This is a genomic window from Pseudomonas sp. NFACC39-1 (genome assembly GCF_900110355.1).
GTDB classification, from domain to species: domain Bacteria; phylum Pseudomonadota; class Gammaproteobacteria; order Pseudomonadales; family Pseudomonadaceae; genus Aquipseudomonas; species Aquipseudomonas tehranensis.
The window spans coordinates 91,614-103,083 of sequence record NZ_FODL01000003.1 but is presented as its reverse complement, the minus strand read 5'-3'; the positions used below and the strand labels follow the sequence as shown (position 1 = coordinate 103,083).

Annotated in this window: 12 protein-coding genes; 9 read left to right on the top strand and 3 right to left on the bottom strand. The window is 59.6% G+C overall.

Annotated features, from left to right (window positions below):
• Positions 1-246: 246 nt before the first annotated feature.
• Together hpaR (BMY45_RS07435) and hpaA are read right to left on the bottom strand one after the other, a co-directional pair.
• On the bottom strand, positions 247-669 hold the full coding sequence (gene hpaR, locus BMY45_RS07435; protein WP_092396172.1) for a homoprotocatechuate degradation operon regulator HpaR: 423 nt from the start codon (positions 667-669) through the stop codon (positions 247-249).
• Between the two features lie 213 nt (positions 670-882).
• Positions 883-1,785, bottom strand: coding sequence for a 4-hydroxyphenylacetate catabolism regulatory protein HpaA (hpaA, locus tag BMY45_RS07430; RefSeq protein ID WP_092396170.1), 903 nt, complete (start codon positions 1,783-1,785; stop codon positions 883-885).
• A 188-nt stretch (positions 1,786-1,973) separates the two neighbouring features.
• Between hpaA and BMY45_RS07425 the strand changes: the two genes are divergently transcribed.
• The 9 genes from BMY45_RS07425 to BMY45_RS07385 all read left to right on the top strand — a co-directional run bounded on the left by BMY45_RS07425 (position 1,974) and on the right by BMY45_RS07385 (position 10,744).
• Entirely contained in the window at positions 1,974-2,630 is a 657-nt protein-coding gene (locus BMY45_RS07425) for a fumarylacetoacetate hydrolase family protein (protein ID WP_092396168.1), read from the top strand.
• Between the two features lie 11 nt (positions 2,631-2,641).
• Complete coding sequence (locus tag BMY45_RS07420) at positions 2,642-3,412, top strand: fumarylacetoacetate hydrolase family protein (RefSeq protein WP_092396166.1); 771 nt, start codon at positions 2,642-2,644, stop codon at positions 3,410-3,412.
• Positions 3,413-3,417: 5 nt separating this feature from the next.
• Positions 3,418-4,878, top strand: coding sequence for a 5-carboxymethyl-2-hydroxymuconate semialdehyde dehydrogenase (hpaE, locus tag BMY45_RS07415; protein WP_092396164.1), 1,461 nt, complete (start codon positions 3,418-3,420; stop codon positions 4,876-4,878).
• 105 nt (positions 4,879-4,983) lie between these two features.
• The gene (gene hpaD, locus BMY45_RS07410; protein WP_092396162.1) at positions 4,984-5,841 is read left to right on the top strand and encodes a 3,4-dihydroxyphenylacetate 2,3-dioxygenase; all 858 of its coding nucleotides are present in this window, start codon (positions 4,984-4,986) and stop codon (positions 5,839-5,841) included.
• A gap of 49 nt (positions 5,842-5,890) precedes the next feature.
• A complete protein-coding gene (locus tag BMY45_RS07405) occupies positions 5,891-6,283 on the top strand; it encodes a tautomerase family protein (RefSeq protein ID WP_092396160.1) in 393 nt (130 codons plus the stop codon).
• Positions 6,284-6,332: 49 nt separating this feature from the next.
• The gene (locus BMY45_RS07400) at positions 6,333-7,637 is read left to right on the top strand and encodes an MFS transporter (protein ID WP_092396158.1); all 1,305 of its coding nucleotides are present in this window, start codon (positions 6,333-6,335) and stop codon (positions 7,635-7,637) included.
• Positions 7,638-7,649: 12 nt separating this feature from the next.
• The gene (gene hpaH, locus BMY45_RS07395; RefSeq protein WP_092396156.1) at positions 7,650-8,453 is read left to right on the top strand and encodes a 2-oxo-hept-4-ene-1,7-dioate hydratase; all 804 of its coding nucleotides are present in this window, start codon (positions 7,650-7,652) and stop codon (positions 8,451-8,453) included.
• 18 nt (positions 8,454-8,471) lie between these two features.
• Entirely contained in the window at positions 8,472-9,272 is an 801-nt protein-coding gene (gene hpaI / locus BMY45_RS07390; RefSeq protein ID WP_092396154.1) for a 4-hydroxy-2-oxoheptanedioate aldolase, read from the top strand.
• 17 nt (positions 9,273-9,289) lie between these two features.
• The gene (locus tag BMY45_RS07385; protein ID WP_092396152.1) at positions 9,290-10,744 is read left to right on the top strand and encodes an NAD-dependent succinate-semialdehyde dehydrogenase; all 1,455 of its coding nucleotides are present in this window, start codon (positions 9,290-9,292) and stop codon (positions 10,742-10,744) included.
• Between the two features lie 142 nt (positions 10,745-10,886).
• Here the strand turns inward: BMY45_RS07385 and hpaR (BMY45_RS07380) are convergent, their stop codons facing one another.
• Positions 10,887-11,312: a homoprotocatechuate degradation operon regulator HpaR gene (hpaR, locus tag BMY45_RS07380; RefSeq protein WP_092396150.1), complete on the bottom strand. Its 426-nt coding sequence runs from the start codon at positions 11,310-11,312 to the stop codon at positions 10,887-10,889.
• Positions 11,313-11,470 lie beyond the last annotated feature (158 nt).

Sequence of the window (11,470 nt, the reverse complement as noted above, 5' to 3'; positions counted from 1 at the left end):
CCCATTGAAATCTAAAGGTTTTTAAATATCCCATCAGTGGGATATGGACTCATTTTTGGACTTGTTCGGAGGGCATGTCAAGAACAGGAAGAACATCACTCCAAACCGTACTATCGAGTGCTTTCTACATCCAGCCACAGAAGCAACCATCAGGCTGACGGCATCAACTCCCGCGTAAGCCATGTTACCAACCGCGAAATCATCAGCGTCCCGTGGGGTCGGCAAGCCAGTCAAACATTGTGTCGATCAAGGCTTGATATTCTTCAGCTTACTGAGCAGCTCCAGCAACTGTTGAAGCTGCTCCTCACCGAACTGCTCCTGAATCTTCAGGTAATTGCTTTCCATCTCCGCACTCATGTCGACAAAACACTGCTGCCCCTGCTCGGTGAGAGCGACGAACACCCGGCGCTGATCTTCCGACGACTTCCTGCGACGGACGATACCGTCGCGCTCCAGCCGGGAAAGAACACCGGTCATGCTCGGCTTGAGGATGCACGCCAGGTGAGCCAGCTGATGGCTTTCCAGTTCGCCGTGCTGGCGCAGGATACGAATCACCCGCCACTGCTGCTCAGTCAGATCATGTTCATTGAGCAACGGCCGGAAAAATGCCATGGCTGCTTCGCGGGCCTGCAACAAGGTGAGCGTAAGGGACGGTCTGGGGGTCGGCATGGTTCACGCAGAAAAAGAGGTCGAAGCGTCAAAGCTTAGAGTCGGCACAGAGTGCACGCAACTATCCAGGAGAGCAAAGCCAGCTTGGCCTTGTGGTGACCCGTCATGAAAAGTGCAATCGGTTCCCTGTAAAAGCCATTTTTCCGGGTGCTGACTACCGCCATGATTGCTCCACAGACACTCGACGCCTATCGAGAAGCAAACATGGCTACCTCAGCGCAAACCCGACTTTCGCAGTCGATACTCCCCAGGGGTCACCTGCGCATAACGTTGGAAGAATCGACTGAAATAGGCCGGGTCCTTGAAGCCCAGCTGGTAGCAGATCTCATTGGCCGAACTGCCGGTGAACAGCAACAGGCGCTTGGCTTCCTGCATGAGTCGTTCGAGGATCAGTCGTTTCGACGGCAAGTCGGCAATGCGTCGGCAGACGTCATTGAGCCGGGCCTCGGTAACACCAATACCGTCGGCATAGCGCGACAATGGCCAGTGCTGCAGGTAATGGTCTTCGATCAACTCGTTGAAGCGGTGGAAGATGCGCAAGTCTTCATGGCGCGCCGGGCGGGCTTCCAGGGAGTTGGCGCACAGCCTGAGCAGACTGATCATGATCAATCGCGTCAGGCTGTCCAACGCCGAACCCCGCCCCGGCCCATCGCCGTTGATCTCGCTGCACAGTTCCTCGAACAGAAACTCCAGGCGCCTGACCTCGGATTGGAATTGCGGTGCCAGCCGCGCCAGCGCCACGCAGGCCGCCGGCAACTGCGCGCCGGGCGCCAGGCTGGGGTCGGCATCGATCAACTGCCAGACCAATTGCTGGCGCACCGTCAGCACGTGCCCGTCGGCGTCCGCTTCGGTGACGAAGGAATGGGCCACCGTCGGTGGCGTGAGGAAAAACATCGGTCCCGACTCGAGGTATTGCTGGTCATCCAGATAGACCCGCACCGCGCCGCTCTTCACGTAATGCACCTGGAAGAACCGGTCGTGTCGATGCACGGGCATGTTGCGGCCGAAGAATTCCGCCAGGTTGCCGAGTTTGTCGTAGTGCACTTCAGCATCACTGTAGCGCTGGTCGTAGACCTGACCAATGTTGATATTGGGGATCGGCTGACGATCGATCATCGCTCGCTCTCTTTCTTGTTTGGGTGTTGGCAGTGCAAGGACCTTCATCCTGCGCCGGTTTCAGGCGGCTAACCACTGCCGGAAGATTTTGCCACGCTTGACGATTGTTAACATATTAATTATAACGTTAACAGGTTAACGAATATTTTGCGGGGCTATCACTGCTCCGCCACTGCCAGGAGAAAAGCATGAGCCGTGCCCTGCATGATGTTGCGAACGGCACCCTGTTCGGCGTTGCGCTGAACTATCAAGGGTTGCTGAACCAACGAATCGCCGAATTTGAGCAAGCGCCTTACCAGAATCCGCCGGTCAAGCCGGTGCTGTTCATCAAGACTCCCAATACCCGAAATGGCCATGACCGCGCCGTGATTCATCCGCAAGGTGAACGCCTGCAACCGGGCCCTGCACTGGGTGTGGTGATCGGCAAAAGCGCCAGCCGGGTCAGCATCGAGAATGCGCTGGAGCATGTGGCCGGCTACACCATCGTCAACGAGTTCAGCCTGCCGGAAGACAGCTACTACCGTCCGGCGGTCAAGGCCAAGTGCCGTGACGGCTTCTGCTCGCTGGGCCCGGAACTGGTGGCCCGTGATCAGGTCGCCAACCCGCATCAGTTAAGCCTGAAACTGTTCGTCAACGGTGAACTGCGCCAGGAAAACTCCACGGCCAACTTCGTGCGCAGCATTCCCCAGCTGATCGCCGAGATCAGCGAGTTCATGACCCTCCACGAAGGCGATGTACTAATCACCGGCACCCCAGAAGGCCGTGTCGGTGTCCAGCCCGGCGACACCGTCGAAGTCGAAATCAGCGGCCTGGGCCGCCTCGTCAACCACATCGTGGCCGAGTAACAGGAGCTTCCATGAAACACGCCCGTATCCGTTTTGAAGGCGAAGTCCACCTCGCCCATGTCGAAGAACACAACGCTCTGCGCCTGGCCGATGGCCGCCTGCTGGCCGAGAGTCAGGTTGAGTGGTTGCCACCGGCCACCGGCAGCATGTTCGCCTTGGGCCTGAACTACGCCGACCACGCCGCCGAACTGGCCTTCAAGCCGCCGACCGAGCCCCTGGCGTTTATCAAGTCCCCTGGCACCTACACCGGCCACAACCAGCGCACCTGGCGTCCGGACAACGTCGCCTACATGCACTACGAATGTGAACTGGTGGCCGTCATCGGCAAGCCGGCGCGCAACGTCAAGCGTGAAGACGCCCTCGAGTACCTGGCCGGCTACACAGTGTGCAACGACTACGCGATCCGTGACTATCTGGAAAATTATTACCGGCCCAACCTGCGGGTAAAAAACCGTGATGCCACGACGCCCGTCGGCCCATGGATCGTTGACGTCGCCGACGTGCCAGACCCAGGCAACCTGAAACTGCGCACCTGGATCAACGGTGAATTGCGTCAGGAAGGCTCGACCTGCGACATGATTTTCGACATCCCTTACCTGATCGAATACCTGTCCAGCTTCATGACCTTGCAACCCGGCGACATGATCGCCACGGGTACGCCGGAAGGCTTGGCCGATGTGGTGCCAGGTGATGAAGTGATTGTGGAAGTGGAAGGCGTGGGTCGCCTGGTCAATCGAATTGTCAGCGAAGCGGAATTCTTCTCCGCCCGTAACGAGGCTTGAGCAACATGATCAAACACTGGATCAACGGCCACGAGGTCGAAAGCAAAGGCACCTTCGTCAATTACAACCCGGCTACCGGTGAAGCCATTGGTGAAGTCGCCAGCGGCGGCGCCGAGGAAGTGTCTCAGGCAGTGGCCGCCGCCAAGGAAGCCTTCCCGAAATGGGCAGCGACCCCGGCCAAGGAGCGCGCAAAGCTGATGCGCAAGCTCGGCGAACTGATCGAGCAGAATGTCCCGCGTCTGGCCGAACTGGAAACCCTCGATACTGGTCTGCCGATCCATCAGACCAAGAACGTGTTGATTCCACGGGCCTCGCACAACTTCGATTTCTTCGCTGAAGTCTGCACCCGCATGGACGGGCACAGCTACCCGGTCGATGACCAGATGCTCAACTACACCCTGTATCAGCCAGTAGGAGTCTGCGCCCTGGTGTCGCCATGGAACGTACCGTTCATGACCGCCACCTGGAAGACCGCGCCATGCCTGGCGTTGGGTAATACTGCGGTGCTGAAGATGTCCGAGCTGTCGCCGCTGACCGCCAATGAACTGGGCCGCCTGGCCGTCGAAGCCGGCATTCCCAAGGGCGTGCTCAATGTCATCCAGGGCTACGGCGCCACCGCCGGTGACGCGCTGGTTCGCCACCCGGATGTACGTGCGATTTCCTTCACTGGCGGTACCGCCACCGGCAAGAAAATCATGCAGACCGCCGGCCTGAAAAAGTACTCCATGGAACTGGGCGGCAAGTCGCCGGTGCTGATCTTCGAAGACGCGGATCTTGAGCGCGCCCTCGATGCGGCGTTGTTCACCATCTTCTCACTCAACGGTGAACGCTGCACCGCTGGCAGCCGGATCTTCATCCAGGAAAGCGTTTACCCACAGTTTGTCGCCGAATTTGCCGCTCGTGCCAAACGCCTGATTGTCGGCGATCCGCAAGACCCGAAAACCCAGGTCGGCTCGATGATTACTCAAGCCCACTACGATAAGGTCACCGGTTACATCAAGATCGGTATCGAAGAAGGCGCCACCCTCCTCGCCGGTGGCCTGGAACGTCCGGCCAACCTGCCGGCACACCTGAGCCGCGGTCAGTTCATCCAGCCGACGGTGTTCGCCGACGTGAACAACAAGATGCGCATCGCCCAGGAAGAAATCTTCGGCCCGGTGGTCTGCCTGATCCCGTTCAAGGACGAAGCCGAAGCCCTGCAACTGGCCAACGATACCGAGTACGGCCTAGCGTCTTACATCTGGACCCAGGACATCGGCAAAGCGCATCGACTGGCCTATGGCATCGAAGCCGGCATGGTGTTCATCAACAGCCAGAACGTGCGCGACCTGCGTCAGCCGTTCGGCGGTGTGAAAGGCTCCGGTACCGGTCGTGAAGGTGGCCAGTACAGCTTCGAAGTGTTCGCCGAAATCAAGAACGTTTGCATCTCCATGGGCAGTCATCACATTCCGCGTTGGGGCATCTAGACCGCCGGTAAGGGTTGTCGAAGGCTGTGATGGGTCGCGCATCGGCCCATCGCAGCAGTCGACATCCACCTGACTGAATCAAACAACAACTTCAGGAGAATCATCATGGGCGAAGTCGTCCTGGCCGCGAAGATCTGCCACGTACCTTCAATGTACCTGTCGGAACTGCCCGGCAAGCATCACGGGTGTCGCGAAGCGGCGATTGCCGGGCACAAAGAAATCGGACGTCGAGCCCGCGAACTGGGTGCCGATACCGCCGTGGTGTTTGACGTGCACTGGCTGGTCAACAGCGGCTATCACATCAACTGCGGCGAACATTTCAAGGGCATCTACACCAGTAACGAACTGCCGCACTTCATCAAGAACATGGAGTACGAGTACCCGGGTTGCCCAGAGTTGGGCGAGCTGATCGCCGCCGAGGCCAATCAGGCGGGCGTGCGCACCATGGCCCACAACATCCCGAGTCTAGAGCTGGAATACGGTACCTTGGTCCCGATGCGCTACATGCACATGGGCGTACCAGACGAGCAGAAGTTCGACGTGATCTCCATCGCCGCCTGGTGCGCCTGGCATCGTCTGGAAGATAGCTTTGCCTTCGGTGCTGCGGTGCGGCGGGCTATTGAGAAGAGCGACCGCAAGGTGCTGGTGCTGGCTTCGGGCTCGCTGTCCCACCGTTTCTCGGATGATCGCAAAGCCGAAGCCAACATCCACAACTGGACCCGCGAGTTCGACAAGCAGATGGACCTGCACGTGGTCGAGATGTGGAAGCAAGGCCGCTTCAAGGAGTTCTGCGCAATGCTCCCGGACTACGCCGAGCATTGCTTCGGCGAAGGCAAGATGCACGACACCGCGATGCTCCTTGGACTGCTGGGCGGACCTGAATACAACAAACCTGCCGAGATCATCACTCAGCCGTTCGGCAGTTCCGGCACTGGCCAGATCAACGCCATTTTCCCCCTCTGACACTCGCTCGCGGGCAACCCAAGGGTTGCTCACGGCCCGGGAGACTCACATGCCGCATTTCATCGCCGAGTACACCGACAACATCGAACAGCAGGCGAACTTGCCCGCGCTGTTCGAAAAGGTCCACGCCGTCCTGGGAGACAGCGGCGTGTTCCCCCTGGGCGGCATCCGCAGTCGCGGTGTGCGCCTGGATACCTGGCGCATGGCTGACGGCAAGCACGATTACGCCTTCGTCCACATGACCCTCAAGGTCGGTCACGGACGGGATCTGCCGACCCAACAGGCCGTCGCCGAAACACTGTTCAACGTGATCACCGAACACTTCGCCGAGCTGCAATCGCAACGCTTGCTGGCGCTGTCGTTCGAGATGATCGAACTGCACCCGGAACTGAACTTCAAGCAGAACAACGTGCATGCCTTCTTGAAGAACCAGGCGAGCTGATCTGCGCCCACCTTCCGCCAACGGCCACTCTGACAAAAAGTACAACATCATGAGCACAGCCAATACCGCCGACAGCATCACCCTTGCCGAGCATGATCGAACCCACAGCACCGTGACCCGGCGCCTGATGCCCTTGCTGCTGATTTGTTACCTGTTCGCCCACCTGGACCGGATTAACATCGGTTTCGCCAAGATGCAGATGAGTACTGACCTGCAGTTCAGCGATACGGTCTACGGCCTCGGCGCCGGGCTGTTCTTCATTGCCTACGCGCTGTTCGGCGTACCGAGCAACATGGCGCTGGATCGGGTCGGACCACGGCGCTGGATTGCCAGCCTGATGGTGGTCTGGGGCGTACTTTCCACCGGCATGTTGTGGATCGAAAGCGCCAACGGTTTCTATGTCCTGCGCTTTCTGCTGGGTATGGCCGAAGCCGGTTTCTTTCCGGGGATCCTGGTATTTCTCAATCGCTGGTACCCGGCCCGTCGCCGGGCGCAAGTCACGGCCCTGTTTGCCATTGCCGTGCCCATGGCCGGCGTCATCGGCGGACCGTTGTCCGGCGCCATCCTGGAAAATTTCCATGACTTCGGTGGGCTGCGAGGTTGGCAGTGGATGTTCCTGATCGAAGGGGCGCCGGTGGTCCTCCTCGGCCTGGTGGTGCTCAAATGCCTGCCGGATAGCTTCGAAACGGTGAAGTGGCTCAACCCGATGCAGAAACAACAACTGCGAGCGCAATTGAGCCATGAAGAACAACGCAAATCCATCACCTCCTTCGGTGGCATTGTTCGTGATCCCCAGGTCTGGTTGCTGGTCGCGATTTATTTCGCGGTGATGCTGGCGGTTAACACCCTGGCGTTCTGGATGCCGACGCTGATCCACGGTGCCGGTATTGGTCGCGACAGCCAGGTCGGCCTGCTCAGTGCCGTGCCTTATCTGGCCGGTTGCTGCTTCATGATCGGTTGCGGACGCTCGTCGGACCGTAACCGGGAACGCCGCTGGCACCTCTGTGTGCCGCTGCTGATGTCCGCCGCCGGCATTGCCGTCACGGGCCTGGCGCCGGGCAATCCGCTGCTGGTGCTGGGTGGTCTGATCATCGCCGGAATGGGTGCCAGTGCCGCATTGCCGATGTTCTGGCAACTGCCGCCCGCCTTTCTGTCCAATGGCACTCAGCCCGCCGGCATCGCGTTGATCAGCTCGTTCGGCAGCATCGCTTCGTTCCTCGCGCCCTACCTGATCGGCTGGATGCGTGACACCACTCAAAGCGCCAGCCTGGCCCTGTATGTGCTGGCGCTGTTTATCGCCCTTGGCGGCTTCCTGGTCCTACGCACCAATGCAGCCATCGTCAACCCACAGTAAGAGATCTTCGTCATGCTCGATCAACAACAAATCCTGCAAGCCGCCGCACAACTGGACAGGGCCGAACGCTCCCGGGAGCAGGTCCGGCAATTTTCTCTCGACCACCCGGCTATCACGATCGAAGACGCCTATGCCATCCAGCGCGCGTGGGTTGCTCAGAAAATCAAGGACGGGCGCAAGCTGGTCGGGCACAAGATCGGTCTTACCTCACGGGCCATGCAAGTGTCCTCGAACATCACCGAGCCGGATTTTGGTGCGCTGCTCGATGACATGTTCTTCGACGAGGGCACTGACATTCCTTTCGAACGCTTTATCGTGCCACGGGTGGAAGTGGAGCTGGCGTTCATCCTTGGTAAGCCGCTCAAAGGCCCGAACTGCACGATCTTCGACGTGCTCGACGCCACTGAATGGGTGATCCCGGCATTGGAGATCATCGACGCCCGCATTCAGCAAGTCGACCCGCAGACCAAAGCGACACGCAAGGTGTTCGACACCATTTCGGACAATGCCGCCAACGCCGGTGTGGTCATGGGCGGTCGCGCCGTTCGGCCGACCGAGATCGACCTACGTAAGGTGCCCGCCGTGCTCTACCGTAACGGCGTGATCGAAGAGTCCGGGGTTTCGGCCGCAGTGCTCAACCACCCGGCCAAAGGCGTGGCCTGGCTGGCGAACAAGCTGGCCGCATACGACGTCACCCTTGAAGCGGGGCAGATCATTCTTGGTGGTTCCTTTACTCGTCCGGTGGCGGCCAACCCCGGCGATACCTTCCATGTCGATTACGACATGCTGGGTTCCATCTCCTGCCGCTTCATCTGATCCCTGGAGGACTGTTCTATGGACATGCCCATCAACCGTTTCAAACAACGTCTGAAAAGCGGCGAAGCACAGATCGGTCTCTGGCTCGGTCTGGCCGATGCCTATTGCGCCGAGCTGGCGGCGAATGCCGGCTTCGATTGGCTGCTGATCGATGGCGAACATGCACCCAATGACCTGCGTGGCATGCTCAGCCAATTGCAAGCTGTCGCACCCTATCCAAGTCAGGCAATCATCCGCCCGGTGATCGGCGATACCGCGCTGATCAAACAGGTGCTGGATATCGGCGCCCAGACCCTGCTGGTTCCGATGGTCGAAAATGCTGAGCAGGCACGAGAACTGGTGCGCGCGATTCACTACCCGCCCCAGGGCATACGCGGTGTCGGCAGTGCGCTCGCCCGTGCTTCGCGCTGGAACAGCATTCCCGGTTACCTGGATCAGGCCGATGCGCAGATGTGCCTGCTGGTGCAGATCGAGAATCGCGAAGGCCTGGCCAACCTGGAGGCCATTGCGGCGGTCGAGGGCGTCGACGGGGTGTTTATCGGCCCAGCGGATTTGAGCGCGTCCATGGGTCATCGCGGCAATCCGGGACATCCCGAGGTGCAGGCGGCCATCGAGGACGCCATTGTGCGGATTCAGAAGGCCGGCAAGGCCGCAGGCATTCTCAGCGCCGACGAAAAACTCGCCCGGCGCTATATCGAGCTAGGCGCGGCCTTCGTTGCTGTCGGCGTCGACACCACCGTGCTGATGCGCGGTCTGCAAACCCTCGCTGCCAAATTCAAAGATGCTCCGGCGCCCACCAGCTCCGGCGGCGTGTACTGATTTTTTCGAGAAGTCCGATGAAACTTAACGATTTGAAACTGCTACGCGAGCAGGCTTACATCAATGGCCAATGGATCGACGCCGATGACGGCACCCGTTTCACGGTGACCAACCCGGCGGATGGCGAAACCATCACCCAAGTCAGCTCCCTCAGCCAGGCCGAAACCGCTCGCGCCATCTCTGCTGCTCAGGTTGCCCTGCCCGCCTGGCGCGGAAAGACCGCCAAGGAACGCAGCAACGTGCTGCGAACATGGTTCGAGTTGATCATGGCCAATCAGGAAGACTTGGCCCGCCTGCTCAGTTGGGAACAAGGCAAGCCATTGGCCGAGAGTCACGGCGAAATTGCTTATGGCGCGAGCTTTATCGAGTGGTTCGCCGAAGAAGCCAAGCGGGTCTACGGCGATGTGATTCCTCACGACAAGCAAGGCCGGCGGCTGGTGGTAATCAAACAGGCTATCGGGGTGGTTGCAGCCATCACGCCATGGAATTTCCCCAATGCGATGATCACCCGCAAGGTCGGGCCGGCGCTGGCCGCCGGTTGCACCGTGGTGCTCAAACCGGCGTCGGAAACGCCATTGTCGGCCCTGGCTCTGGCTGAACTCGGCGAACGCGCCGGAATTCCGGCCGGCGTGCTGAACGTGGTAACCGGCACCCGCTCCCGGGAAATCGGTGCCGAGCTGACGGGTAACCCAGCGGTGCAAAAACTCTCGTTCACCGGTTCCACAGGCATCGGAAAATTGCTGATGGCCCAGTGTGCGCAAACCATCAAGAAAGTCAGCCTGGAACTGGGCGGCAACGCGCCCTTTATCGTCTTCGAAGACGCCGACCTTGATGCCGCGGTGGAAGGCGCGATCGGCTCTAAATTCCGTAACAGTGGCCAGACCTGTGTCTGCACCAACCGCTTGCTGGTGCAGAACAGTGTCTATGACGAGTTCTCCCGACGCCTGGTGCTGGCTGTCAACGCCCTCAAGGTCGCCCGAGCCGAGACCGAAGGCGCGCAACAAGGACCGCTGATCAATGCCAAAGCCGTGGCCAAGGTCGAAGAACACATCAGCGACGCTCTGGCCAAGGGCGCCACGCTGCTGGCCGGCGGCAACCCCCACGCGCTGGGCGGCAACTTCTTCGAGCCCACGGTGCTCGGCGACGTCACCCCGGCCATGCTGGTGGCCCGGGATGAGACCTTCGGCCCGCTGGCACCGCTGTTTCGCTTCGACACCGAAGCCGAGGCAATCACCCTGGCCAACGATACCGAGTTCGGTCTGGCGTCCTATGTCTACACCCGCGACCTAGGCCGCGCCTGGCGCGTCAGCGAAGCCCTGGAGTACGGCATGGTCGGGGTCAACGAAGGACTGATCTCCACCGAAGTGGCGCCGTTCGGCGGGATCAAGCAGTCAGGATTGGGCCGCGAAGGTTCGAAGTACGGGATCGATGATTACATCGAGCAGAAGTACATGTGCATGAGTATCAAATAGGTCGGCTGATCGGCTTCCGATTGAGGGCCAACAAGCAGCAAGGTCTTGTGCGGGCCTTCTGGGAGCCGGGCTTGCTCGCGATGAGCGATGAAGCGGTTAGCCTGGCGCACCGCGGCGCCTGCATCGCGAGCAAGCTCGGCTCCTACAAGCGCTTGATGGTTTTCAGCTCATCGAGCAGCCCGAGCAACGTCTGCAATTTCTCCTCGCCCAACTGCGCCTGCAACCGTTGGTAGTTCTCTTCCATGCACTGGCTCATGGACGCAAAACACGCCTCGCCCTTTTCGGCCAGAGTCACCAACACCCGCCGTTGATCCTGTTCGGCCTTGCGCCGACGGACCATACCGGCCGCCTCCATGCGCACCAGTACACCGGTCATGCTCGGTTTGAGAATGCACGCCAGTTCCGCCAGTTGGTAGATTTCCAGTTCGCCGTGCTGACTGAGGATGCGGATGACCCGCCACTGTTGTTCAGTCAGGCCATGCTGGTTGAGCGAGGGCCGAAAAAAACTCATGGCCGCTTCGCGGGCTTGCAATAGGGTCAAGGTCAGGGATTGCCGGGGTTTATGCATGAAAGTCAGAATCACGGTTGATTTGGTTAATAGTTTAACGAAACTTTACCACTGTCCAACCCACAAAACGCTATAACTTCTTTGGCTCCCGGAGGCTCTGGCGCGCTGAATCAAAAATCCCGGCACAGAGAATCAAGACATTCATTGCGCCAAGTCTC